The following is a 24,804-nucleotide window of genomic DNA, read 5'->3' on the forward strand; positions in this document are numbered from 1 at the left end:
CCGTACTATTTATACAACTAACCTAATGTTAATTTTTCCTATAAATGTAATCAAGTGAATACATCATACTGACACATTAATTTCATATAACGGATTATATGACTATTTAATGAAAATGCCAAAAAAATATAGGGAATCTGCATTCGACGGTTCTTCCCGCATGTCGGAGGCTACATTTTGACCTTTGGACTTATCTTCTTTGCATATTCCACCGTTATTGGCTGGTCATACTATGGGGAAAAATGTGTAAGTTACCTATTTGGTGATCGTTCAGTATTTGTCTATCGTGTTATTTTTACATTAGCAGTCCTGGTAGGCTCTGTTTCAAGCTTGAGTATCGTATGGGGAATATCCGATGTTTTCAACGTTTTAATGGCTATTACGAATCTAATCGCTCTCCTTATGCTTTCAGGTGTTATCGTATCAGAAACAAAGATTTTCAAGGATGTTCGTAAAAAAGAGAAAAGCAAAAGCAGGAACAATGTAAAAGAAGTCCCGATAAATACCTAAAATCAATGTAAAAAATTAGTCATCTTCCCTTAATGAATAAAAAAGAGAAGGTGGTTTATTTTTTTTGATATTTACAAGTCATTGGACTAGTCGTTATTTGTCGATATTGAATTCATACTTTTTCGAAATTTATGCTTGCATTGCCAAATATTGTTCCGTATAATAACGTTAATATTTCAATAGAATAGGAAAAACACCCTTTTAAAAACGATGAAGAGAAAAGTAAGATTTCAATATTTTTACACAGAGAGCTTCGGTAGCTGAAAAGAAGCAAAGAATAGAAATCTGAACAATGGCCTCTGAGTTTCGTGCTGAACGTATCTTTGATATCAGTAGGTTCCGACGAGATTTGGTACTCGTTATCAAAACCACAGTATAAAGAGTCATATTTTTTGCTGGCTTATGTACTTGTTGAGACTGTATGTGTGAGCATGCAGTGAAGTAAGGTGGTACCACGTTGATTCCAACCACGTCCTTATCATTTATTGATAATGGCGTGGTTTTTTATTTTTATACAAATATCTAAACGTAAATGGAGGAATGCGACAATGGCAAAACATTTAGTTCTTCAAACAGACTTTGGTACATGTGATGGTGCAGTCAGTGCAATGTACGGCGTTGCGCTATCCGTAGATTCAAGCATTAGTATTTTTGACTTAACACATGAAATTCCGCAATACAATATATGGGAGGGTTCTTATCGTCTCTATCAAACGATTTCGTATTGGCCGGAAGATACAGTCTTTGTTTCTGTCGTCGATCCTGGGGTAGGTTCGGACAGATTAAGTATTGTAGTCAAAACCGCTGACAACCATTATATTGTTACACCGGATAATGGAAGCATTACGCATATCAAACAGAATATTGGGATTGTTGAGGCACGTGAAATAGATGAAACGGTTAACCGTTTGCCAAACTCAGGAGAATCGTACACATTTCATGGCCGAGATGTCTATGCATACACGGGTGCCCGCTTGGCGGCAAATATTATTTCTTTTGAGGAAGTTGGCCCCGTTGTAAATGTGGATGACCTTGTTGAATTGCCTTTAACTGATCCTACCCTTACGGAAGATCTCATTTCTGGTACTATCGATATTTTAGATGTTCGCTTTGGCAACCTTTGGACAAATATAAGCAGAGAATTATTTGAAAAAGCAGGAATATCATATGGCGATTCCTTACAAGTAACCATCGATAATAATACTCGCCAAGTTTATAAAAATATTATGACCTTTGGCCGTTGTTTCGCTGATACCCATTTAGGTGAACCACTGCTTTATGTAAATTCACTCGATAATTTAGGGGTGGCGATTAATCAAGGATCATTTGCTAAAGCGTATCATATTTCCACAGGTGTGAATTGGAAAATTACTATTCGCAAAGTCCCGAAAATCAGCTATAATTAGGAATCAAATGTTTGAAAAATAAAAAAATTAGGAGAAAAGGGAACAAGCCCATTGATGCAATGAGCCAGTGTACTTTTTCCAGAACCTGAAGGACCGACAATTAATATTTTTTCCCCTTCAAATATCGTTAAATTAATATCATGAAGAGTAGGTTCTGCTTGACTTCTGTATTTAAAAGTAAAGTTTTTAAAAGAAATAATACCTTTTTTCATTAATGTACTCCCTATAATACTATCTCTATTTCATTACATATCTTTTGTCAGACTTCCTGTTTTGCTGCGCGTTTGTGGTCATTCCAGCGGCATTGCTATTTATTGTAACAACACATCCGAGTGAGTTTGCAGCTTCTTTAAATAGAATTGGCGTTCCGTATAAAATTGCGTATGCCGTTTCCATTGCACTGCGATATATTCCGGATATTCAGAGGGATTTTCGGAATATCGCGCAATCTCAACAAGCACGCGGGATTGACTTATCAAAGAAGGAAAAGCTTTTCAAGCGGATAAAAAATGCATCTTCGATTATTATCCCGTTAATTTTATCGAGCTTGGATCGTATCGAAGTGATTACGAATGCAATGGAATTGCGAGGCTTTGGAAAAAATAAAAGACGTACCTGGTATAGTAGGAAGCCTTTTAAACGTGCGGATTATATTACTATCGTTTCGGGTGCATGTATCTTAGGTGCTGCTTTGTTTATTACCTTTCATGATGGTAATCGTTTTTATAATCCGTTTGTAAAATAGCCTGTGTTCTAGTGCGAGTGAAGCTTTTAGCTTCACTCATTTTCTATTCTCTCTTCGTGGTTTGCTGTTTTAAGGTTTTTGTGTGCAATAAGAAAGAATAATAACTTCTCCATAAGTCATCATTCTTCTCGTCCTTTGGTTGAATCCTTTTTAAAGATCATTTGCTTCATTCGAAGCTTTTTCATCTCTAAATCATGAAATTTTTCATATGGAAAACGTGAAGGATTGCACTGATATTTGTATACGTTCCTTGACTATAATAGCAATATAAAGAAGAGCAGAAATAAAAATGAAAGGTTGAGGTTCAAATGCAAACAATTATAACATTTGGAATCATGGTTATTATTATAGGATTAATCATTTTGATAAAAGTGAAAAGAGGGGGCCGTCCGATTAAAGGGAATGGATTTAGCATTCTTGCTCCCATGTTGTTTTTAAGTATTGTATTTACGTTAAGTATTAGTCAGCTAATGCATATACCAGGAAAACCATTTCACTTACCTGCAGTTTGGGAAATGCTAATTGCCGGCATTCTTGGTATTTTGTTCGGAGTAATAATGCTAACTCAAACATCCTATGAGATAAGAGAAGATGGACTCGTATATTCAAAACGAAATAAAAATTTTAAATATGTAATTATAGCTCTGATTGCGATTCGTATTGCTTTAAGCCAATATTTTAAAACCTTGGATTATATTGAGTTTACCGTCTTAACGATGGAACTAGCCTTTATTTATATAGCAGTTTGGAGAATTGGCAGCTTCGTTAAATTTCGGAAAGTATGTGCGGGTGATCTAAAAGTGGAAACAATTTAATATACAGAAAAACTGTGTGAACTCACACAGTTTTTTACTTTTTCCATAGTAAACTATAGCGACAAAATAGAAATATAAGAACATCCCCGATACACGCGAGAAGAAATACGATTTCCGAATGCGCCAGTGCCGATATCCAGCCGGCTCCATGCATACCTAGTTTAAACATTGACCTGGTAATTCCGCTGATTTCCCCAATTAATGGAGGTGGTGTTGACTCTTGGCGAAAAGTGAATTATAAAAATATCTGGATTAATCGTTAATAATATAAAAGCTTTACCTCTTAAATTATCTTTGAAATAATGATGGATAATAGGGATTGGAAGAAGGGGAAATCGTATGATAAAAATAGTCATTGCCGATCATGATGACTTTGAGGCAAAGGGAATACAGTGGCTGGTGGAGTCTTCTGTTTCCAATGTAAGTATAAAAGTGGCTACAAGTTTAAGCGAAACGATATTGGCACTTGAACAAGATCCCCCTGCCATATTGGTATATGATATGAATATTGGAAGTTCAGAATCCTTGACAAGACTATTGAAAATTCATGAGCCAGCTATGATTTGTTTGACGATGGAAGCAACCTATGAGACTGCTAAAAAAGCAATCGATATTGGAACAAAATACTTATTATTAAAGCCCTTTTCCCCTCAAGAGTTATTAAATTATATAAATAATTTAATACGAGAGCAGCATCGTAAACGACAAAGAAATGCTATTCATCCTCATCCGGAAATAAAACAAGAGGTTATGTACGAAGAATTGTTTATGACGGTAAAAAAGCAAGCAAAATCATATGTGTTTATTGCTTTTCAGCCGGAAAATACCAGTACCATACCCACCTTGAATCAATTTTTAAAGGATTACATCTTTCCGGTTTCTCCTATTATATTTCCGTTGAGTGATATGCTGCTTTGTTTATTTAAGGATGCAGCAGATGTGAATTGGAGTGAAAGATGTAAACGATTTATGCTTGATTGGGAACAGGAACAAAAAGAGCCTGTCTCTATTATTATCAATCATGATCAATACTCGGGGAGATCCATTCATGAAAGATATAGTCAAACAAAAAAGATGACCGAGGTAACCTTTTTTATTGGATATCGGCAAGTACTGGAATTTGAAAGTCCATTGAAATGGGCTTTTATTGATCCCTTTTTGACACCGAGTGAACAGAAGCAATGGATAAGCTTTTTAAACGAAGGTAATAAAGAGGGAATATCTCAATTTTTAACGAGTGAATTTTTACAGTTTCATGAACCGTATCCCGACCCGGGGTTACTGCGGATTCGCTTAACAAGTATTCTTGCACAAATTCGCCGTCATATGAAATCTGCAAATCTAGATTCCAATTCATACGAGAAGGAGTACCTGGATATATTTGATACCATTCTATATAATCCTTTAATTTATCGTATTGTACAAAAGCTCATTATTTTCACTTCGAAACTGGTTGATGCTGTTCGCGAAAAAAGTAAAAGTGACCATCTGGAGCTTATTGATAAATGCCTCCATTATATGGAACTTCACTTTTGGAAACCTGAGTTTGATTTAAATGAATTGTCTCGTTATGTAGGAAGAAATTCTACTTATTTAAGTCATCTGTTTGTGGAAAAAACATCGAGCACATTCCGCGAAAGCTTAACACAATTAAGAATTAAAGAGGCGAAAAGATTACTGGAAGAAACGGAATTAGCCATTAAAGAGATTGCGTCGTTAACTGGCTTTCAAAATCAGCATTACTTTTCAAGAGTTTTTAAAAAAGTGGTAGGAAAAGCACCTAAGGAATATCGGATGGAACACTGATAAGAAAAACAGGGCTGTTGCTAACAGCCCAGGAAATATTTAAAAATAGTCCCACGTAAAATCTACCGATAATATTCCAACGGGGTCTTCTATTATAGCAGGTAAAGGTTTAGTTGCAAGCTCCGGTTTACGAAAACAAGCAAGTTGCTCATAGTAACCGAACATTCTGCAAATTTCTGGCCTTACATCATGAATACCGCATTTATCATTATCTAAATCATAAAATATACATGTTCCCAAAAGTCTGGTTTGATTTTCAAGATTCGATCGCAGCTTTTTTGGCATGTTTTTAACCTTTCGTTTTATTCTTGTTAATTCTTTTCCCGTGATTGGGACAGGTCCACAACAAAGCCCTCTGCATCCTTTGCAAGGTAATGTATCCACACTATCTCCTCCCAAAAAAACAAGTTAAAAGAAATTTATCATATAGTAAGCTAGTGATCAACGGGTAAATATTCTATCATAACATAAAAATATTTATTTGTCAATATTTAATTGATTGCTCATTCCAAGAAAGTAAAAATTCGTTGTTAGATTGAATAAGTATAAAAATATAGATTAAGTATAAATAAATGAGCAATTTATTATAAAGATAGCCTAAAAATGTTGAATAAATATAAGAAATCAAATATTTTTTAAAAACTTTCCTGAATATTTTATTTATATAATAAGAGTAGGAAACAATCAAAAGTAGATTTGGAGGGCATAGAAATGAAAACGGATACAAAGAGAGAGGTTATTAATTACTCAGGCACTGAATTACATGCAAAAGGTTGGGTTCAAGAAGCGGCATTACGTATGCTAATGAACAATTTAAATAAGGATGTGGCGGAGCGTCCTGAAGATTTAGTTGTGTATGGCGGGATCGGAAAAGCTGCCCGCAACTGGGATTGCTATGATGCGATTGTGAAAACATTACATGAGTTGGAATCGGATGAAACGCTTTTAGTTCAATCGGGTAAGCCTGTTGCTGTATTTAAAACACACACAGATGCACCGCGAGTATTAATTGCAAACTCCAACATTGTACCGGCATGGGCAAATTGGGATACCTTTCATGAGTTGGACAAAAAAGGCTTAATGATGTATGGCCAGATGACAGCTGGTAGCTGGATTTATATTGGCAGCCAAGGAATTGTTCAAGGAACATATGAAACATTTGCTGAAGCAGGAAAACAACATTTCGGCGGATCGTTAAAGCAAACTATTACGGTTACAGCGGGACTCGGCGGCATGGGCGGAGCACAACCACTTGCTGTAACAATGGCAGAAGGAGTATGTATTGCGATAGAGGTAGATGAAACAAGAATTGATCGCCGTATAGAAACACGTTATCTAGATACCAAAACGGATTCCTTAGAAGAAGCCATCCGTCTAGCGAAAGAAGCGAAAACGGAAGGGAAAGCATTGTCTATTGGATTATTAGGGAATGCAGCTGAAATTTTACCAAAGATGATTGAGATTGGGTTCATTCCAGATGTGCTAACCGATCAAACCTCTGCACACGATCCATTAAATGGCTATGTTCCAGTTGGTTATAGCTTAGAAGCGGCAGCTGAATTACGTAAGGAAAATCCAGTTGAATATGTGAAAAAATCCAAAGCTAGCATGGCAGAGCATGTGAAGGCAATGCTTGTCATGCAAGAAAAAGGTGCTGTTACATTTGATTATGGAAACAATATTCGCCAAGTAGCAAAGGATGAAGGAGTAGAAAACGCTTTTAACTTCCCAGGCTTTGTTCCAGCATATATTCGTCCGCAATTTTGCGAAGGAAAAGGTCCTTTCCGTTGGGTAGCATTATCAGGAGATCCTGAAGATATCTATAAAACAGATGAGGTTATCCTTCGTGAATTCAGCAACAACACCCATTTATGTAACTGGATTAAGATGGCCCGTGAAAAGATTCAATTTCAAGGATTTCCGGCACGTATTTGCTGGTTAGGCTACGGAGAACGTGCTCGTTTCGGAAAAATCATAAATGATATGGTGGCAAGCGGAGAGTTAAAAGCTCCTATCGTAATCGGCCGCGACCATCTAGACTCTGGTTCTGTTGCTTCACCAAACCGTGAAACGGAAGGCATGAAGGATGGCAGTGATGCAGTAGCAGATTGGCCGATTTTGAATGCGATGATCAATGCGGTTGGTGGTGCAAGCTGGGTATCTGTACACCATGGCGGCGGTGTTGGTATGGGATATTCGTTACATGCAGGGATGGTTATCGTTGCAGATGGTACAAAGGAAGCGGAAAAACGTCTTGAACGCGTGCTAACAACAGACCCTGGAATGGGTGTTGTCCGTCATGTGGATGCAGGTTATGACTTAGCGATTAAAACAGCGGAGGAAAAAGGTATCCATATTCCAATGCTGCGTTCGAAATAATTTTAGCGGAGGTACCACAAATGTCTGAAAAACCAATTTTTATCCAACATGCAAATGAATTGATTACGGTAAAAGGCGGTTCGGAAAAGCCTTTAACAAAAGAGGCGATGAACGAGCTTCATATACTCCAGGATGGAGCACTTTGGTTAGAGGATGGGAAGATTCAAGCTGTTGGGAAGACGGAAGAACTGAACGAGAAGTACTCCAGTCGTATTTCGGAAGCAACAGTAGTTGATGCGAGTGGAAAAATTGTGATGCCGGGTCTTGTTGACCCGCATACACATCTTGTTTATGCGGGAAGTCGTGAAAATGAATTTAATATGCGCTTAAATGGTGCGACCTATATGGAAATCATGAATAATGGCGGTGGTATTCATGCTACTACATCGAGGACTCGTTCGGCTTCACCAGAGGAGCTTTATTCGGAAAGTATGAAGCGCCTGGATTCCTTTTTAAAGCACGGCGTAACAACAGTTGAGGCAAAAAGCGGATACGGGCTTGATTGGGAAACAGAGAAAAAACAGCTGGAAGTAGCAAAACGTTTAAATGATGATCACGTGATCGATGTTGTTCGCACATTTATGGGAGCTCATGCAGTTCCAGGAGAATATAAGGAAAACCCGGATGAATTTGTGAGAATCGTAATCGAAGAGATGCTTCCTCTAGTTGCTGCTGATAGTTTAGCAGAGTTTAATGACGTTTTTTGCGAAAGAGGCGTTTTTACACCTGAACAAAGCCGTTTGATATTGGAAGCTGGTAAAAAGCACGGGCTTATTCCGAAGATTCATGCCGATGAAATTGAGCCATACGAAGGGGCAGAATTAGCGGCAGAGGTAGGAGCTATTTCTGCTGATCATTTGTTAAGGGCATCTGACCAAGGCATTAAAAGAATGGCGGAACAAGGGGTAATTGGGGTATTACTGCCGGGTACGGCGTTCTTCTTAATGGCGGATTCTGCACGGGGACGGAAAATGATTGATGAAGGTGTTCCGGTTGCGCTATCAACAGATTGTAACCCTGGTTCATCCCCAACCACTTCTTTGCCTTTTATTATGAATCTGGCATGCATGAAAATGGGAATGACTCCTGCAGAAGCTATTACGGCAACTACTATAAATGCTGCGCATGCAATCAATCGCTCGAAAGAAATTGGCAGTTTAGAAGTTGGCAAGAAAGCGGATGTTGTCATTATGAATGTGCCAAATTATATGCAGCTGCAATATCATTATGGAATGAATCATACAGATACCGTTATTAAGTCCGGAAAAATCGTGGTAGAGAGTGGTCAGCTATGTTAAATAAAATAAGTGAATTACCGATCGAAACTCCAGCTTTTTCTTGGAAAAAGGCCGTTTGGGGGCAGGATTTAAAGGTGAATGAATGGATTCAATCTATTCACCATTTAAATGAAGAGGAAGGGGGAAAGCACTGGGATGCAGTAATGATGGGAGTTCCAATTTCCAGATCATCGATTAGTGCATCCGGTGCATCTGAATTTCCGGAGAGTTTTAGACGCGCTTGGAAAGGGTTCAATACGTATAATCTTGATGAAGAAGTGGATTTAAGGGATTTGTCCGTTGTCGATGTCGGTGATGTGAAAATGCACTTCACAGATATCCTATTAAGCCACCAAAATATTAAAGACGCTTTCCATGGGCTAACAAAGGAATTTTCAGGTTCCATCCCAGTTAGTATCGGTGGAGATCACTCGATTACCGCGATGCTTGTGAAAGGCTGGAAGGAAACCTATCCTAATGAGGAAATCGGGATCTTACAGTTTGATACTCATTTTGATTTACGTGATTTAAAGGACCATGGTCCAACAAACGGGACACCAATCCGTAACTTGATTGAAAGCGGAACAATCAAGGGAGAAAATGTATTTAATATTGGTTTGCACGGTTTCTTTAATGCACCATCATTAGTGGAATGTGCAAAGGAATATGGCGTGAATTACATTACATTAAAGAAAGCGCGAAAAAATGGTGTGAAAGAAACGGTTGAGCAAGCGCTGCATACTTTAGCGGGGAAAGTAGACCGCATTTATCTGACTTGTGATATGGATGTCTTAGATATTGCTTATGCACCGGGTGTCCCAGCCTCCACACCCGGTGGAATGAGGACAGATGAACTGTTTGAGGCAGTCTATACTGCTGGTCTTCATCCAAAAGTTGGAGCTATGGATATTGTTTGCTTGGATCCAATGCGGGACGGAGTCGTACAACCTACTGTTAAGGCTGGAACACATGTGTTTTTGTCGTTTATGACTGGATTGGCTATGCGAAAGAAATAGGACATATAAAACAATGGAAAGGTCTAATTCCAATACGGATTTAGGCCTTTTTACTGCTGTTTTATATAGATATATAGAAAGAGGGATTTTTAGAATGGGGCCATCTTGTAAAAGGGCCTTATTTTTCTGTTTAAGCCGTTTTAGAGGGAATTGATAGATTCCTATTAAAACAGATTTTTAAAGCCTGTATAGTACCTTAAAACGCGCTGAAAAACGTCAAAAAACCTTATTAAATAGCGGTTTTTTGGTGTAAAAATATGCTATAATAATAGAAGGGATACATCAATGAATGATAAGGATCGATAATAGTAGTTCCTTTATTAAACAACATTAATAATAAGGGATGAAGGGGGATTTTTGCATTCTTGTGTTACCATAAAAAGTAAATAATTCAAATGTATGGAATTTTGATAATAAGTGAGGTTGAGCTATGTCATTAAATATTATGATTTTAATTATCGCTGCTGTTTTTATTGGTGCGTTGATGAGAACGATGTTCGGGTTCGGGGAAGCAATCGTTAGTATGCCACTGCTTGCACTACTGCCAATTTCATTAAATACATCTGTTTCTCTGATTGGATTGGCTGGCCTTACTGTTGCTGCTTTAACCGTTGCCAGCGGATGGCGGCATATAGAACGGCCAATCCTAATTAGACTCGCAATTACCACGGTGGTTGGAATCCCGATAGGTCTACTCATGCTTAGGTTTACACCGGCAAATGTCATTACAACCGGACTAGGTATTTTCTTAATAGTTTACGGATGTTACTCCATATTAAAGAAAAAGCTTTTAAAAGGGCTGGATCGTCCATTACTAAATGCGGGAGGCTGGGTTTTACCATTTGGATTTGCTTCTGGTGCCCTTGGCAGTGCCTATAACTTCAATGGTGTTCCGGTTGTTATATATGGAACATTACGACGTTGGAATCCGGAGCGTTTCAGAGGAACATTGCAGGCTCATTTTTTGATATCTGGCGTTCTGGTTGTATCCGGGCATGCTTTAGGGGGCTTATGGACGAAGGATTTGTTAACTCTTTATGCCTTCTCTATTCCGGCAATATTGTTAGCTATCATAATAGGAAGATATTTTAATAAAAAGATCCCAGCGGGGAAATTTGAAAACTCTTTATTTATCATCATTATCGCGCTTGGAATTCTTTTGTTATTTCCGCATGGTAGGTACTGAAGTACGTGAAGAAAATCGGTAAGCGGACAATGGATCCGTTATTTTATTAAAATGCCGCTAATTTAAGGGTTAAGCGGACACAGATTCCGTTATTTAATAAAATACACAGGAAAATCACTGTTTTTTAGTAGAATAACGGAACCTATGTCCGCGAACAGTAAGAATTACCTCGTTTAGTCCATAATAACGGAACTGGTGTCCGCCAAGCGCGAAATGAAATTATTAATTGCTGTATTGTTCTTTTATTTGCTTATTGCTTTATTCATTGATTTTTCCTCTTTTACAAAAAGTTATAATAAAAATGAAATCTCCAACGCTCAAGACCGTCTAATTATAAATAGTGTTTTTGGAAGGGAGGACCTTCAGTGGATAAGGAACGAATAATAGAAGATTTATTCCGAAAGTACAACTCCTATATTTATCATTTCCTAGTTTATTACACGCAAAGCACAGATGTTGAGGACCTTGTTCAGGAGAGTTTTTTAAAAGCGTTAAAAGGTATTCAACAATTTGAAGGCAGGGCAGATCCGAAAACATGGCTTGTTTCCATTGCCCGCCGTGTTGCCATTGATCATCACCGCAGAAAGCAAAAGCTACCTCACCTACCAGATAACATGTTACAACTTATCCCATCTAATCAACTGCACCTAGAGGAGTATTTAATCCGTCAAGAAGAAATCCAACTAATCTACAAGGCAATAAACGAATTGAAAAAGAAGGACCGAGACGTTCTGATTTTAAGAGGAATCATGGATCTATCGGTATCAGAAACAGCTGAAGTATTGGGCTGGACGAAGAATAAAGTAAATTTGACATTACACCGCGCATTAAAAAAGCTTCAACTGCAATCAAAAGAATGGAAGGAGGAGCGGGATTATGGAATTCAATAAGGAGGAGGAATATAAGCTCTCCCTATTACGATCCATGCCAAAGCAGCAATTACAGCCTGTCCAACAAGAAAAAATCCTCCATCAATTGCGTCTTGCTGCTAGAGATAATAAAAGAACCCCTGATTATAATAGCTATTTCAAAAAGTTAACCGTTGCAGTTGCAATATGTCTAGTTGTTTTCATCCCTATTTTGTTAATAATGTCCCACCACCCGACTAAGCCCGCTCATACACCGAAACCAATCCAAAAGGAACATTGGAAAGTGAGTCCAACTTTTGATCGTTTGGACAAAAAGGGAAAGATTGTATCCAAAAATGATGTGCGTGGAATAAAGGGGAAAATTGGAATTCTTGACACTGAAATTATCGCCAAGGATCCGCGAACCGTTGCCAAAATGTTTTGGTATGTCTGGGGAGATCCGAATGAATTGGTATCCAAGAAATTAAAGGCAACGGCTACACATGAGGCAACAGGTGAAAAATTCGTCGTCAACGAAACGGAGCTTCAAGGGCCGGTTTATGGCGAAAATGCAAGTGCATTGACTATCTTTAAGCCCTTCCCTAAAAAAGGTTTATGGAAAATCGATGTTTCCATTGATGGTCACTCATACGGATCCATCGTAGTGAATGTGAAAGCACCTAATATTTCAACAAAAACTACACGATTTAATTTATCAAGAGATGATGTGAAAGTTGGATTATCGGAGGAAATTAGCTTAGAAGTGAAAGGGGAGAAAAGGGAATCCATCATCAATGTGGAAGCTACCTATATAAAGGATAAAAATCATCTGCTAAATTTTCCTTATATTCGATATGCTCCCTTCAATTATACAACTGGAGACACCTATACAGGATACTTGGGAAAACTTAAACTTGATAAACCCGGAAAGTGGAAGATTTCCGTTTTAGGCGAAAGTACAATTGTAGAGGTGGAGAATTAAGAAGATTTTTTACAGTTATTGTATTTTATGTTAAGGTAACTGTAAGACAATTTTGACAAAGGGTGTAGTTTGGTGAAAACTAGGGTAAATGAATTATTTGTATATTTTTTTGAGGAACCGAATGTTGTATTTGTTTATAGAATTAGATCTCCTCGATATGTAACTGCAAGTAACCTTTTACACAATGGGGGATGGGAAACATTTGAATTAGCCGATGGGGAAGCATTCGAGACGTTCCACCATGAAGAACGTAAACCGTTGGAAGGCCGAGGTTATTTTATCAATCAAGAAGGCATCCAGATGATGGTGGAAAAAATAAATGAACAAATTCACATTCTCCGCAGCAAAACATTAAATAGAAACACAGGTGCTTACCACCTTATTAGCTCAGAATCTGCTGCTGGATCCCTAAGAGTAGGGTTGGAAAGGCCAAAAACGGTTATTGGGTTTCCTGGTTTTGCTAACATTGGCCCGATTTTGAATTTGGAAGGAAAAACAGGTCGTACCAATCGATATGAATGGTTTTTGGAAAACATAAATTTTCCCTTCGAGGATGCTTGGTACGAAAATCATTTTTCCAATACTCTTTATGAGATAGAGGATATTCCGGAGCATGCCCCTATTCACATCTGGTATGCCAATAATGCTGAGGAACAAACTTTCCTTCGTTTTGTCCTGTATTTATTGAAGAATAAACAAAATGATGTTTTCCTTCATAACTCTTTTGAATTGTATCTTGCTTATAAAATCCCCCCAGAAAATGTGGAGTACTATTCCATACATTCAGGTGGTATTTCACCTGAACATTTTAAGTTTATTTTTCAAAAAGAAAAAACAGCAGCCCCTTTATCCTTAGAAGAAAGAGAGAAGTTTCACCAAGAATGGGAAGAGCTTTCGAAAACAACGGGAGTTTTACGTGTCTGGATAGATGAAAAAGTACAAACGGTGCCTGAAGATTATTTTGATACATTCATATTAAATTCTTTGAAGGAACTTCATCGCGAAAAAGGGGAAGACGAATTTATCAAGACTAATAGACTGATTGGGTATATGCTGGGAGAATTAGAAGAACCAATTGGCGACTCTTTTTTGGAGTATAGAATTCGCCATTTAATCTACAGCGGAAAGTTTGATTTAAAAGGGATACCGAAATCGATGCATCATTATAGTGTTAGATTAAGGAAATAAGTTTGCTGCTCAGCTTTTAGGAAGCTGAGCTTATTTTTATATATAATAAAATATAAAAGAGATTGGAGGGGTATTTCTTTGAAAAGAATAGCGATTGATATGGATGAGGTAATGGCTGATTTCATCCCTAAACAACTAAAAATCTATAATCGGGATTATAACGAAAATCTAACTATTGATGATTTACAGGGAAAAAAGTTGAGAGAGTTGCGCCCTCATATAAAAGAAGAACTCAGAAAGTATTTTCTGGATCCTACTTTTTTTCGGGATTTAGAGGTTATGAAGGATAGTCAAGAAGTGATAAAAGAACTAAGTGAATCATACGAAATTTTTATTACAACCGCAGCAATGGAGGTTCCGGCATCTTTTACTGCCAAGTATGAATGGTTGAAGGAGCATTTTGGCTTTTTAAATGATATGAATTTTGTGTTTTGCGGGGATAAAAGCATCATACATGCGGATTATCTGATTGATGACAATGCAAGGCATTTTAACCGTTTTATGGGACAAGGAATACTATTTACTGCTCCGCACAATATCAATGTCACAGGTTACGTTCGAGTAAATAATTGGCAAGATGTCAGGAAGTATTTTTTAGGGTAGAAGTGTCAAAACAAAAAGCTTCGGTTGCACACCGAAGCTTAATTTCTCTATATTATATGTGCTTTGCACCGACATAAAGCGGTTTCCAATATGGATTGCTCAATGTCGTAATAGAAACACCCTTTGAAGAAGAAGCGTTAATAAACTTTCCGCTGCCAAGATAGATTCCGACATGTGATGGTTTTGCTGCTTTACTTTGAGCGAAAAATACTAAATCTCCAGCTTGTAAAGTTTTTGAACGAGTTCCCTTATGAAACATATCCGCTGCTGTTCTTGGGAGTGCTACGCCAGCTTTTCCGTAAGAATATTTTACAAGACCTGAACAATCAAATCCTGATGGACTTGTGCCGCCCCAACGATATGGAACACCAAGATTACTTTTTGCAACAGAAATCGCCTTAGTGTTGTAAGACGCAGCTTCCGCGTTTAGACCTTTTGCTGAAAATCCAAAAGTAAGCGCGGCTGCTATTACTACAGTAGAGATGACCTTTTTTATCATGCTGTTGAACCTCCTGATGTTGTTTGTTATCTCTACTATACAAGTATTTGCATAACTGCGTCTTCACAGGGGGTTTACAGTTATATTACATAATGTGACAGAGTTTGACACCGATTCTAAATGTTCTGATAAATAGTTGCCTTTTGAAAGATTTGATACACATTTGTAAGAAGTTAAAAAAGTCAAATAAAAAAGACCAAACCATCAAGGCTTGATCCTTGTATCTTAGTAACCTTTTGTTTGCTCAATCCAATTAATATAATTTTCCACAACGGAATCGATGAATTGGATTGTAGCCTCATCTACCAGTTCTCCTGTTTCATCTATTTTGCTTTGAATCGCACCGATAAATACTTCGTTTCCAGGTAAAGTGAGAGCAGAGACACCAGGTGAATTCATAATTTGGCGAAGATGCATTTGAGCGCGCACTGTACCTAATACTCCGCCTGATCCGCCAGCAATCATTACTGGTTTGTGTACCAATACTCTATCTACCCTTGAGAACCAATCAATCGCATTTTTTAATACAGCCGGAATAGAATGATTGTATTCAGGTGTAACAATGAGAACACCATCACTTTCAAGCACTTTAGCTTTGATGTCTTTTACAATTGCAGGTGGTTCAAGCTCATCGTCCTGATTGTACATAGGAAGCTCTTCAATTGGCAAAATTTCAATATCCAGTTTACCTTGATAGCGCTTTTGCATATATAAAGCAAGCTTTTTATTATAGGATTCTTTACGATTACTTCCAACTAATGCTACTATTTTCATTTGAAATTCCCTCCTGTTGATTCGATTACAAAAAGTAACTAACTGTTAATATTATATCATCGATTTTTAAAAAATCAATCAAACTGCCGGAGGACCAAATTTTCCTGCATGGTAGTCACGGAATGCTTGCTGGATTTCTTCCATCGTATTCATGACAAATGGTCCATAGGCAACTACTTCTTCATTAATAGGAACTCCTGAATAAATTAATACTTTTGACCGTGTGTTGGCTTTGATGACAAGTTCACTGCTTCCGGATCCCTTTTCATTATAGGTAAGGGTAGCTGCACTTGTTTTTTCTAAAGTAGTTTTGCTTTTTCCAAATTCAAGCTCTCCTGAAAGAACATAGAGGAAAGCATTATGGTTTTCCGGTAAAACATGTGAGTAGGATGCTCCCGCAGAAAAACTAATTTCGGCCATCGTTATCGGGACTAAACTTTCCATAGGACCTTTTACACCTGCTAAATCCCCGGAATACACCTTTATACGACCGCCGTCAAAGGGTACCTCTGGAGCATTCTCCACATAAATATTTTGATAAGATGTTTTCGTGTTTTTCAATGATTTAGGGAGATTCAACCATAATTGGAGGGTATGGATTAGGTCATCATCAACCGCTTCCTCTGCATGTCTTGCTGCCCAGCCTGCGTTCATATACTGAACATCGCCTGACTCCAATATCGAATGTCCGCCATGATTATCAATATGTTCGAGTCGTCCATCCACCACATAAGTAATTGTTTGAAAACCGCGGTGCGGATGATCGGAAAAGGTTCCTCGTTTAAACCAATCCTCTGCCATTAATATAAATGGATCAAATTCCTTTTGTTTTTCAGGGTGTAATACCCATCCCTGCTGAACATGCGGATATCCGTTTTGATTATATTGAACATTCCAATGGTTTTTTATATCTCTTTGAAAGATAGAATGATCTCTCATTATGATTGCCTTCTTTCGGATTTTTAAATTACCTTTATGATACACATACCGAAGAAAAATGGAAAATATATTGATTTAACCTCATAAGCTTTTGAAAGATTTTAGAAAAATTTAAAAATTATTTGACAGAAAAACTAACCATCGGTTATATTATAACCAACGGTTAGTAACCAATGGTTAGTTTTTTGAAAAAGTGACGAAGAATAGTGAGGAATTAAAATGCCCAGTAAACAGGATCAACGATCGGAGGAGACGAAAAATAGTATTTTACATGCTGCAAGCAAGCTTTTCGCGAAAAATGGTTATGATCATGTGACCATGCGGGAAATCGCCAAAGAAGCAGGATGCTCTCATACCACCATCTATATTTATTTCAAGGATAAAGAAGCCTTGCTTCACAAGCTTTCCATGCCTGTATTGCAGGATTTGAAGGAGAAAATGGAGACTATTTCTTCAACTGCCAACATAACTTCTGAAGAAAAGTTGAAGGAGATTAGCAGAGAATTTATCCATTTTTGTCTACTCAATCGGAGTATGTACACTATTTTTATTTCAGCAAAATCTTCAAGAGTGGATGTGGAAGAAACAGATTCGGAAATTAACAAACTACGATTGGAAATATTTAAGATCATCAGAGGGGGAATCCAAAAATGTCTTTCCATGGATGACGGTGAGCAAGTTTTAGCATTTTCACGCATTTTTTTCTTTAACATCCAAGGTATTGTTGCCACTTATTCCTATCCGCACGAACCAATAGAGGTATTAATGGAAAGATTAACCCCTACTTTTGATGAAGCAGTGGAAATTCTTCTTTTAGGATTTAAAGAAAAATTAAAACAAAGGGGCGATAAAAAATGAAAGTGGAACAAATTTCTGAGCATATTTGGAGTTTGAAAACATGGATGATTATTCCTATTCACGTGTGGCTTGTTGCTGATGAAAATGGAGTGACGCTCGTCGATGCAGGGATTCCCTCGATGGCAAAAGGCATTCTAAAAAATATCGAAAGAATCCAAAGAGGGCCACTCCAAACCGTTTTGTTAACTCATGGTCATTCGGATCATGTAGGTGCTTTAAACGTTATTTTAAAGGAAAAAAATGTCCCCGTGTATGCACATTCAGTAGAAATTCCTTATATGGAAGGTGATCTTCCTTATCCGAGAAGAAAAAAGGCTGCACAGTCTGTTAGTAAGGGGATAACCAAAGCGTTACCGGTAGATAAACAGGGGAATCTTCAAAGTTTTGCTGGCTTAACTCCTTATCATACTCCGGGTCATTCACCTGGACATATTGCATATTATCATGAAGAAGATCAAGTATTGTTAGCGGGTGATTTATTTACATCCAAAAAAGGTCAGCTTCAAAAACCGATGGCAATGTTTACTGCTGATATGGAGGAAGCCGTAAACAGCAGTAGGATTATTGAGCAGCTGCAAATAAAACGATTAGAAGTATGTCATGGAAATTCGGTCCTTCAACCTGCGGGTCAAATACAGATCTATATTCAACAGATGAGTCAAAATCTTAATTTGGTTCGATAGGGGTGTAAAATGTTTTCCTATATCCTAATGGCAATCATTTTTCTTGTCGAGATAGTTGCTTTGGTTGCGTATGGTTATTGGGGTTTCCACATAGGGAAAGGAATAGGAATGAAGATGGTACTTGGAATTGGAACACCTCTGCTAGTTGCCTTCTTTTGGGGGCTATTTCTCGCACCGAAGGCAACGATTCCTGTAAATGTCCCATTAAGAATTTTTCTAAAACTGATAGTATTTGGTTTAGCTTCTGTAGCGGTATATGCAACTGGAAGGCATATTTTAGCAGGAGACTTTCTTGTAGTAGCAATTATTGTTCTAATTCTTGATAATGTATTGGAAATATAAAAAAGGATCAGTGAAATCCTTCACTGACCTTTATTTTTTCAGCAATCCCTCATCCATTAAAAATTGATGGGCTACCTCTTTATACGTTTTCTTATGAATATCTACTTCTGCGTTTAATTCCTGCATTTTTTTGTCAGAGATTTTTCCAGCGAGTAAATTCAGTACTTTTTTCAGTTCTGGATGTTCCTTAAGAACCTCACCTCTTACTAATGGTACCGCATTATATGGAGGAAATACATGTTTATCATCTTCTAATACCTGCAGGTTGAAAGCTGGTATTCGGCCATCCGTTGTATAAGCATCAATGACGTCTGCCTTATGATTTTTGGCTGCACTATAAATGATGCCGGAATCCATTGCTTGAGTTTTCCCGAACTCGATTCCATAGGCTTTTTTCAAGCCCGGATATCCATCATCGCGTTCCAGAAATTCCGGTTCAGAAGCAAGTATTAATTCGGGTGCCTTTTCTGCTAAATCAGAAATGGTTTTGACATTCCATTTTTTTGCATCTTCTTTGCGAATCGTAAGAGAATAGGTGTTATTAAATCCAATTGGGTCTAACCAAATGAGGTTGTATTTTTCTTTAAAACGCTTTTTTACATAATTGTATACTTTGTCAGGGTCAGTTGAATCAATATCTTCCTTTAAATAATTCATTAATCCTGTACCTGTATACTCGACACTGATATCATAGTCGCCTTTTTTCAACCCTTGGAATACAGCTGCTGAGCCGCTGATGAACGATTGTTTATCGACTTTTAGATCCGTTCGATTTTCGATTAGTTCTTTATAGATATTGACTAAAATCTCTTGTTCCGTAAAGCTTTTTCCGGTAATGGTAATAGAATTTTTACTATTGACTGCTTTTACGACCCCAATCGTAATTCCGGTAATAAGGACGGCAGCAGCTACAGAAGCGGCAACCCATTTCTTTGCTTTTGATATCTTTTTTTTCGTACCAGGTTTCGCTGCATTCTCAAATCGTTTCAGAATCATATCGAATAATATAGCGATTAATGCAGATGGGAGTGCCCCAGTAATAATCAGTCCGGAGTTATAGGTTTGCAAACCACGGAAAATTAAATCTCCTAAACCGCCGGCTCCGATTAAACCTGCAATAGTAGCCACCCCGACAACCATAACGGCGGCAGTGCGAATACCACCCATAATAACGTTTAAAGCGAGGGGAAGCTCAATTTTCCAAAGAACCTGTCTGCTAGTCATTCCCATCCCGATACCTGCTTCAACCGTACTGCTGTTCACGTTCATAATACCTAAATACGTATTACGAAGGATTGGCAATAAACCATAGATGGTTAAAGCAATAATGGCGGGCGGTTTACCTGTTCCGATAAAGGGAACTAGAAAAACAAGCAGGGCAAGACTTGGGATGGTTTGCAGTGCTGCGGTGATTCCAATAACAATATCTGCAACCTTTTTATGGCGGGTAAGGAAGATTCCAAGCGGAACGGCAATGACAATAGCGATAATAATAGAAACTAGGGATAAATAAATATGCTCAACTAGTAAACTACCAACTTCCGGTAAACGATTGATAAAAACATCTTTTAACTCATTCCATAAACTATTAATATCTAGATCCCTCCCATTGAATCGTCAAAACGATCCGTGACAAATTTTACGATGCTGGAACGATTGATAATTCCTTTTACCTTTTGGTTATGGTCGATGACAGGTACAAAACCATATGGAGAGTCATTGACTAATTGAATAGCCTTTTCGGGATTTTCATTCGGTGTAATAGTGGGAATGTCCTTTTGGATGAGATCCATCAATGTTAATTGTTCATTTCCGTATGCACGTCGCATATCCCATATATTGACGACTCCAAAATAGTGGTGATCTTTATCCACAATAATTAAATTATCCACTCGTTTTTGACGCATGATTTTTACTGCTTCAGCAAGTCCGCGTGAAGGATAAGCAGTGATCGGGGGAACCATGAGTTGTTCTATTTCAGGAAGGCTAGTGGAGTTCTGCAGGCGATCTTCACCAATAAATTGACGAACAAATTCATTAGCAGGATGTCTTAAAATCGTTTCAGGTTTGTCAATTTGAACAATTTCTCCATCTTTCATAATACAAATTCGATCAGCAATCTTTAATGCCTCATCCATATCATGTGTAACAAAGACAATGGTTTTCTTGATTTCCTGCTGAAGTCTGATTAACTCTTCCTGTAATTGTTCACGACTGATCGGATCTAGTGCACTGAAGGGTTCATCCATTAATATAATGTCTGGATCTGCTGCTAAAGCTCTAATTACGCCAATTCGCTGCTGCTGCCCACCGGATAATTCATCCGGGAATCGATCCCCTAAGATGTTCGGATCAAGCCCTACCATTTTCATAAGTTCATCCACTTTGTCCTTGTACTTTGCCTCATCCCATTTTTTCAGCTTTGGAACTAACGCAACATTTTCCCTGATTGTCATATGCGGCATTAACCCAATTTGTTGAATAACGTAACCGATATTCCGTCTAAGCTCGACGGGGTTTTGCTGTTTAATGCTTTCTCCGTTGATGGTTATTTCGCCACTGGTCGGTTCGATAATTCGATTAATCATCTTCATCGTGGTGGTTTTCCCACACCCACTCGGACCAATCAGAACAAGCAACTCATTGTCCTTGATCGTGAAATTCAAATTCTTAATGGCCAAATAGCCACCATCGTATTGTTTGGAAACATTTTTAAATTTTATCAATGCTCACACTCACCTCCAGTATTTTTTACCCTAATATTTTTGGCGGTAAACATGAATTTGAAATTTTGGGTAAAAGGTTTGGGTAGGAATTGGAGTATGGTGCTGAAAAATAAGGAGAAAACGCAGAACTTTTTGATTGAAACGCTGAAAAAATAGGTAAGAATGCTGAAGTTGAAGAGGATTGTGGAAAAAAATGATGAGAGTGCTGAAAAAAGAGAGGAAAACGCAGAACTTTTTAATTGAAACGCTGAAAAAAAAGGTAAGAATGCTGAAGTCGAAGAGGATTGTGGAAAAAAATGATGAGAGTGCTGAAAAAAGAGAGGAAAACGCAGAACTTTTGGATTGAAACGCTAAAAAAATAGGTAAGAATGCTGAAGTCGAAGAGGATTGTGGAAAAAAATGATGAGAGTGCTGAAAAATGAGGGGAAAACGCTGAACTTTTGGATTAAAGTGCTGAACTATTAGATAGAAATGTAGAAAAATTTAAAAAGGATATCTTGTAAGAAAATAGAATAGTTTAAAAGGAATACATTGAAAGGCAGATTAGCATTGTTTGATATATCTAATATAGAAAAATTTTTCCAAGTAACATTTAAAGTGTTGAACGGACTACCTCGATATGTTGCTTTAGAAGAAAACGGGGTGCAACCGGATCCCGATTTTAAAGAAAAAATAAGTCATCTGGTAGAAGCTGGGGAAGTCAATAAATTACATTATATAAGTGTGTTAATTCAAAAATCGAACCATGACTACATGAGTATCCTCGTAAACAATGGATTTCAACATAAATCATCCATTTTGGAATATACAAAAGAATTAGGGAGCTTAGAAAAATATCCATCTGATTTTCAGTGGAAGTCTTTGGATGGCGAGTTTTCTGAAGATGAATTTAAGAATATTTGGGAGCGGTGCATGCTTTTTTCGGATAACAAGCCTTCCACTTTTTCGATCAATCAGCACCTAGATTCAGTAAAAAGCGAATTAGGGGATAATTGGAGAAATTCCTGCCGTGTTTTTATAAATGAAGAAAATCCGATTGCGGTTGTTATCCCTCATATTGAACCTGGCACCACAGATGAAGGCAGGTTATTTTACTTTGGAATCATTCCGGAAGAGCGGGGGAAAGGGCTAGGTTCTATTCTGCATAAACAGTCATTACGGTTTCTAAAAGAAATCGGTGCCACATATTATGTTGGAGGAACTCATTCAACAAATATAAAAATGCAACATATTTTCAAAAGTAATGGCTGTCGTCTGAAATCAGAGATGGAATCTTACTATAAATATTTTTAATGGGGTGTGGAAAATAGGAATGTCCGATTATTATCAGAAGCTAAGGGAAAAAGTGGGGAACGAATTGATTTTTATGCCAAGTGTAGCGGCAATTATTCGAAATGAAGCAGGGGAGATTTTATTCCAAAACAAAGGGAATGGAGAAAAGTGGAGTCTCCCTGCAGGAGCAATCGAGCCTGGTGAAGCACCTGCAGAAGCAGTTGTTCGTGAAGTGTGGGAGGAAACAGGGCTGCATGTAGTTCCTAAAAAGCTTTTAGGAGTGTTTGGCGGGAAGGATTTTCGATACCAGTATCCGAATGGCCATAAAGTAGAATATAATGTATTTCTGTTTGAGTGTGATGTTAAAGATGGCGAGCTAAACCCGGTTGATGGAGAAACGGCTGAATTACAGTACTTTGATGCAGAACAAATTCCGGAGCTTGCTTTACCTTATCCTAAATCTATATTTTTACTGAAAAATCATGAAGAAACTTATTTTCAATGGAAGGACGACTCCTTGAAAACGAAAGATACCTACGATAAATTAGCAGAGGATATAACAAATTTGTCCCAGCACTGGCCAGCATTTGAAGCAGTTGCCTTTGCTTTTTATGATCAAGAAAAAGTTTATCTGTATCGTCACCCAACATTCACAGAACAGGTTTTTCCATGGAATGAACAATTTCTGGGGGACACCATTATACTATTTGAAGATTATCCAACCGCCATTGCTTGTGTAGAACACTATGATACTATAGAAGGCTTATACTCCATCCTTGCCCACGAATTATTTCATGGCTTCCAATATGTCAAAGGGGAAAAGCGATTTCCGGACGAAATGTTAGGGGTATCCTATCTATTGATAGAGGAAAATGTGGAATTAAGGAATCAGGAAAGATTTCATCTTTATCAGGCGTTAGTAGGGACTGAGGAAGATCGGATAAAACATCTTCAGAATTTCGTTGGACTGAGGGAAAAAAGAAAAAGTCTTATTGGGGAGTATATTCAATATGAAACCAAGCTGGAAACAGTGGAGGGACCTGCTTATTATATAGAATTAAAAACTTATGCTGAGAAAAGCTCGCTTCCATATGAGAAAGTACTAGAAAAATATAGTGGTTATCTATTAAACAAAGAAGATGCTAGCATACATCTCAGAAAAAGCTGCTGTGGTTCTGGTTTATTTCTCAGCCTGCTATTGGATGAACTTTCACCTGAATGGAAGGAAAGTTTTTTTGAGTCGAATCACACGTTATATGATTTATTAAAAAAGCACGTGGGTCACGAAATCCTTCAAATAGAGGAGGTTTCCATTTCGGACGAAACGAAAACCATTGTGGAAATGGTTAAAAACAGCAAAGAAGCGAAATTTAAAGAATTCGAAGCAAAAAAGGGGTATCATCTTGTTTTGGAAGGCGATATGAAATCCGCTTTGATTGATCCAATGAATATCGTAAAAAGTGAAAATAAACTATTACACAAAAACTTTTTGAAAGTAAAAGTGAATGATAAAGAATATCTATTTCAACAGCCGGTGGTCGCTTATACTAACGAAAATAGCCGGGGAATATCGAAACTCCATGTCATACTGGATGAAAAGCCGGTAGTAAAGGACGGTTTCCTTTTACTTAAGGACGTGGGGGAATTCGAGGGTTCTTTCTATCAAGAGGATACTGTTTTTCATCTCAAATTGGATGATGTGACCAAGAAATTTTGATTTGTGTTCAAAATGAGCTCAGGGATATCCCTGAGCTCATAAATTTTTTATTTGATTTTCCCCTTAGACTTTTTCTTGTTTTCTATATACACCCATAAATAATAGATTCCCCAAAAAACTATTATGGTTAAAAAAGCCAAACTTGACTGGTGAAAATAAAGTATGAAAATCAAACCAATCAAGAGAGCGGGAGGCATTAGAATAAAATACTTTTTCCAGTGCATAATATTCCT

Annotated in this window: 23 protein-coding genes, 2 pseudogenes and 1 other annotated feature; of the genes and pseudogenes, 18 read left to right on the forward strand and 7 right to left on the reverse strand. The window is 37.6% G+C overall.

Going from position 1 to position 24,804, the window contains the following annotated elements; all coding sequences use genetic code 11:
• The first annotated feature begins 141 nt into the window (after positions 1 to 141).
• Together NSQ59_RS01315 and NSQ59_RS01320 are read left to right on the forward strand one after the other, a co-directional pair.
• Positions 142 to 510 carry an alanine:cation symporter family protein gene (locus NSQ59_RS01315; protein WP_340833116.1) on the forward strand — a complete coding sequence of 123 codons (369 nt, stop codon included), beginning with the start codon at positions 142 to 144 and terminating at the stop codon, positions 508 to 510.
• A 201-nt stretch (positions 511 to 711) separates the two neighbouring features.
• Positions 712 to 990, forward strand: a binding site (T-box leader).
• Positions 991 to 1,058: 68 nt separating this feature from the next.
• A complete protein-coding gene (locus NSQ59_RS01320; RefSeq protein WP_340828710.1) occupies positions 1,059 to 1,916 on the forward strand; it encodes an SAM hydrolase/SAM-dependent halogenase family protein in 858 nt (285 codons plus the stop codon).
• Positions 1,917 to 1,948: 32 nt separating this feature from the next.
• Here the strand turns inward: NSQ59_RS01320 and NSQ59_RS01325 are convergent.
• A pseudogene (locus tag NSQ59_RS01325) lies at positions 1,949 to 2,128 on the reverse strand (ATP-binding cassette domain-containing protein); the annotation flags it as partial.
• Between the two features lie 32 nt (positions 2,129 to 2,160).
• On the opposite strand from NSQ59_RS01325, the gene NSQ59_RS01330 reads away from it, so the two are divergent.
• From NSQ59_RS01330 to NSQ59_RS01340, 3 genes are all read left to right on the forward strand, one after another.
• The gene (locus tag NSQ59_RS01330; protein ID WP_126648143.1) at positions 2,161 to 2,661 is read left to right on the forward strand and encodes an energy-coupling factor transporter transmembrane component T family protein; all 501 of its coding nucleotides are present in this window, start codon (positions 2,161 to 2,163) and stop codon (positions 2,659 to 2,661) included.
• A 308-nt stretch (positions 2,662 to 2,969) separates the two neighbouring features.
• The gene (locus NSQ59_RS01335) at positions 2,970 to 3,476 is read left to right on the forward strand and encodes a CcdC protein domain-containing protein (RefSeq protein WP_340828712.1); all 507 of its coding nucleotides are present in this window, start codon (positions 2,970 to 2,972) and stop codon (positions 3,474 to 3,476) included.
• 339 nt (positions 3,477 to 3,815) lie between these two features.
• Positions 3,816 to 5,282 (forward strand): AraC family transcriptional regulator, encoded by a 1,467-nt coding sequence (locus tag NSQ59_RS01340; protein ID WP_340828714.1) that lies wholly within the window; start codon positions 3,816 to 3,818, stop codon positions 5,280 to 5,282.
• 39 nt (positions 5,283 to 5,321) lie between these two features.
• Here NSQ59_RS01340 and NSQ59_RS01345 read toward each other — a convergent pair whose 3' ends face one another.
• Positions 5,322 to 5,666 (reverse strand): YkgJ family cysteine cluster protein, encoded by a 345-nt coding sequence (locus NSQ59_RS01345; protein WP_340828715.1) that lies wholly within the window; start codon positions 5,664 to 5,666, stop codon positions 5,322 to 5,324.
• Between the two features lie 327 nt (positions 5,667 to 5,993).
• On the opposite strand from NSQ59_RS01345, the gene hutU reads away from it, so the two are divergent.
• From hutU to NSQ59_RS01385, 8 genes are all read left to right on the forward strand, one after another.
• Entirely contained in the window at positions 5,994 to 7,661 is a 1,668-nt protein-coding gene (gene hutU / locus NSQ59_RS01350; RefSeq protein ID WP_340828716.1) for a urocanate hydratase, read from the forward strand.
• Between the two features lie 20 nt (positions 7,662 to 7,681).
• Positions 7,682 to 8,959: an imidazolonepropionase gene (hutI, locus tag NSQ59_RS01355; RefSeq protein ID WP_055737917.1), complete on the forward strand. Its 1,278-nt coding sequence runs from the start codon at positions 7,682 to 7,684 to the stop codon at positions 8,957 to 8,959.
• Positions 8,953 to 9,954 carry an agmatinase family protein gene (locus tag NSQ59_RS01360; protein ID WP_340828718.1) on the forward strand — a complete coding sequence of 334 codons (1,002 nt, stop codon included), beginning with the start codon at positions 8,953 to 8,955 and terminating at the stop codon, positions 9,952 to 9,954. The genes hutI and NSQ59_RS01360 overlap by 7 nt, the downstream gene beginning before the upstream one ends.
• A gap of 430 nt (positions 9,955 to 10,384) precedes the next feature.
• On the forward strand, positions 10,385 to 11,140 hold the full coding sequence (locus tag NSQ59_RS01365; protein WP_340828719.1) for a sulfite exporter TauE/SafE family protein: 756 nt from the start codon (positions 10,385 to 10,387) through the stop codon (positions 11,138 to 11,140).
• A gap of 365 nt (positions 11,141 to 11,505) precedes the next feature.
• Positions 11,506 to 12,030, forward strand: a complete 525-nt coding sequence (locus NSQ59_RS01370; RefSeq protein WP_055737920.1) for an RNA polymerase sigma factor — start codon at positions 11,506 to 11,508, stop codon at positions 12,028 to 12,030.
• The gene (locus tag NSQ59_RS01375; RefSeq protein ID WP_340828722.1) at positions 12,017 to 12,970 is read left to right on the forward strand and encodes a hypothetical protein; all 954 of its coding nucleotides are present in this window, start codon (positions 12,017 to 12,019) and stop codon (positions 12,968 to 12,970) included. Before NSQ59_RS01370 ends, NSQ59_RS01375 begins: the two co-directional genes overlap by 14 nt.
• Positions 12,971 to 13,042: 72 nt before the next feature.
• Positions 13,043 to 14,158: a DUF1835 domain-containing protein gene (locus NSQ59_RS01380; protein ID WP_340828724.1), complete on the forward strand. Its 1,116-nt coding sequence runs from the start codon at positions 13,043 to 13,045 to the stop codon at positions 14,156 to 14,158.
• Between the two features lie 78 nt (positions 14,159 to 14,236).
• A complete protein-coding gene (locus tag NSQ59_RS01385) occupies positions 14,237 to 14,761 on the forward strand; it encodes a 5' nucleotidase, NT5C type (RefSeq protein ID WP_340828725.1) in 525 nt (174 codons plus the stop codon).
• Between the two features lie 52 nt (positions 14,762 to 14,813).
• Here the strand turns inward: NSQ59_RS01385 and NSQ59_RS01390 are convergent, their stop codons facing one another.
• From NSQ59_RS01390 to NSQ59_RS01400, 3 genes are all read right to left on the reverse strand, one after another.
• Positions 14,814 to 15,260, reverse strand: a complete 447-nt coding sequence (locus NSQ59_RS01390) for a C40 family peptidase (RefSeq protein ID WP_055737924.1) — start codon at positions 15,258 to 15,260, stop codon at positions 14,814 to 14,816.
• 225 nt (positions 15,261 to 15,485) lie between these two features.
• Complete coding sequence (locus tag NSQ59_RS01395; RefSeq protein WP_055737925.1) at positions 15,486 to 16,034, reverse strand: NADPH-dependent FMN reductase; 549 nt, start codon at positions 16,032 to 16,034, stop codon at positions 15,486 to 15,488.
• Between the two features lie 78 nt (positions 16,035 to 16,112).
• Positions 16,113 to 16,973, reverse strand: coding sequence for a pirin family protein (locus NSQ59_RS01400; RefSeq protein ID WP_055737926.1), 861 nt, complete (start codon positions 16,971 to 16,973; stop codon positions 16,113 to 16,115).
• A 219-nt stretch (positions 16,974 to 17,192) separates the two neighbouring features.
• On the opposite strand from NSQ59_RS01400, the gene NSQ59_RS01405 reads away from it, so the two are divergent.
• The 3 genes from NSQ59_RS01405 to NSQ59_RS01415 are packed head-to-tail and all read left to right on the forward strand — an operon-like array spanning position 17,193 to position 18,856.
• On the forward strand, positions 17,193 to 17,831 hold the full coding sequence (locus tag NSQ59_RS01405) for a TetR/AcrR family transcriptional regulator (RefSeq protein WP_126648135.1): 639 nt from the start codon (positions 17,193 to 17,195) through the stop codon (positions 17,829 to 17,831).
• Entirely contained in the window at positions 17,828 to 18,514 is a 687-nt protein-coding gene (locus NSQ59_RS01410; RefSeq protein ID WP_340828730.1) for an MBL fold metallo-hydrolase, read from the forward strand. The genes NSQ59_RS01405 and NSQ59_RS01410 overlap by 4 nt, the downstream gene beginning before the upstream one ends.
• Positions 18,515 to 18,523: 9 nt before the next feature.
• Positions 18,524 to 18,856, forward strand: coding sequence for a YrdB family protein (locus tag NSQ59_RS01415; RefSeq protein ID WP_055737929.1), 333 nt, complete (start codon positions 18,524 to 18,526; stop codon positions 18,854 to 18,856).
• Positions 18,857 to 18,886: 30 nt separating this feature from the next.
• Here the strand turns inward: NSQ59_RS01415 and NSQ59_RS01420 are convergent, their stop codons facing one another.
• Together NSQ59_RS01420 and NSQ59_RS01425 are read right to left on the reverse strand one after the other, a co-directional pair.
• Entirely contained in the window at positions 18,887 to 20,449 is a 1,563-nt protein-coding gene (locus tag NSQ59_RS01420) for a glycine betaine ABC transporter substrate-binding protein (protein WP_055737930.1), read from the reverse strand.
• Positions 20,450 to 20,451: 2 nt separating this feature from the next.
• A complete protein-coding gene (locus NSQ59_RS01425) occupies positions 20,452 to 21,582 on the reverse strand; it encodes an ABC transporter ATP-binding protein (RefSeq protein WP_055737931.1) in 1,131 nt (376 codons plus the stop codon).
• 531 nt (positions 21,583 to 22,113) lie between these two features.
• On the opposite strand from NSQ59_RS01425, the gene NSQ59_RS01430 reads away from it, so the two are divergent.
• Both NSQ59_RS01430 and NSQ59_RS01435 read left to right on the forward strand, forming a co-directional pair.
• Complete coding sequence (locus NSQ59_RS01430; protein ID WP_340828734.1) at positions 22,114 to 22,875, forward strand: GNAT family N-acetyltransferase; 762 nt, start codon at positions 22,114 to 22,116, stop codon at positions 22,873 to 22,875.
• 13 nt (positions 22,876 to 22,888) lie between these two features.
• Positions 22,889 to 23,326 (forward strand): annotated as a pseudogene (locus tag NSQ59_RS01435) (NUDIX hydrolase); the annotation flags it as partial.
• Positions 23,327 to 24,804 lie beyond the last annotated feature (1,478 nt).

This window comes from Margalitia sp. FSL K6-0131, from assembly GCF_038008735.1.
GTDB classification, from domain to species: domain Bacteria; phylum Bacillota; class Bacilli; order Bacillales; family Bacillaceae_C; genus Margalitia; species Margalitia shackletonii.

Coding starts and splice junctions, on each gene's coding strand:
- NSQ59_RS01320 (WP_340828710.1), top strand. CDS start 1,059: ATGGCAAAACATTTAGTTCTTCAAACAGACTTTGGTACATGTGATGGT.
- NSQ59_RS01335 (WP_340828712.1), top strand. CDS start 2,970: ATGCAAACAATTATAACATTTGGAATCATGGTTATTATTATAGGATTA.
- NSQ59_RS01340 (WP_340828714.1), top strand. CDS start 3,816: ATGATAAAAATAGTCATTGCCGATCATGATGACTTTGAGGCAAAGGGA.
- hutU (WP_340828716.1), top strand. CDS start 5,994: ATGAAAACGGATACAAAGAGAGAGGTTATTAATTACTCAGGCACTGAA.
- hutI (WP_055737917.1), top strand. CDS start 7,682: ATGTCTGAAAAACCAATTTTTATCCAACATGCAAATGAATTGATTACG.
- NSQ59_RS01360 (WP_340828718.1), top strand. CDS start 8,953: ATGTTAAATAAAATAAGTGAATTACCGATCGAAACTCCAGCTTTTTCT.
- NSQ59_RS01365 (WP_340828719.1), top strand. CDS start 10,385: ATGTCATTAAATATTATGATTTTAATTATCGCTGCTGTTTTTATTGGT.
- NSQ59_RS01375 (WP_340828722.1), top strand. CDS start 12,017: ATGGAATTCAATAAGGAGGAGGAATATAAGCTCTCCCTATTACGATCC.
- NSQ59_RS01390 (WP_055737924.1), bottom strand. CDS start 15,260: ATGATAAAAAAGGTCATCTCTACTGTAGTAATAGCAGCCGCGCTTACT.
- NSQ59_RS01395 (WP_055737925.1), bottom strand. CDS start 16,034: ATGAAAATAGTAGCATTAGTTGGAAGTAATCGTAAAGAATCCTATAAT.
- NSQ59_RS01400 (WP_055737926.1), bottom strand. CDS start 16,973: ATGAGAGATCATTCTATCTTTCAAAGAGATATAAAAAACCATTGGAAT.
- NSQ59_RS01405 (WP_126648135.1), top strand. CDS start 17,193: ATGCCCAGTAAACAGGATCAACGATCGGAGGAGACGAAAAATAGTATT.
- NSQ59_RS01410 (WP_340828730.1), top strand. CDS start 17,828: ATGAAAGTGGAACAAATTTCTGAGCATATTTGGAGTTTGAAAACATGG.
- NSQ59_RS01415 (WP_055737929.1), top strand. CDS start 18,524: ATGTTTTCCTATATCCTAATGGCAATCATTTTTCTTGTCGAGATAGTT.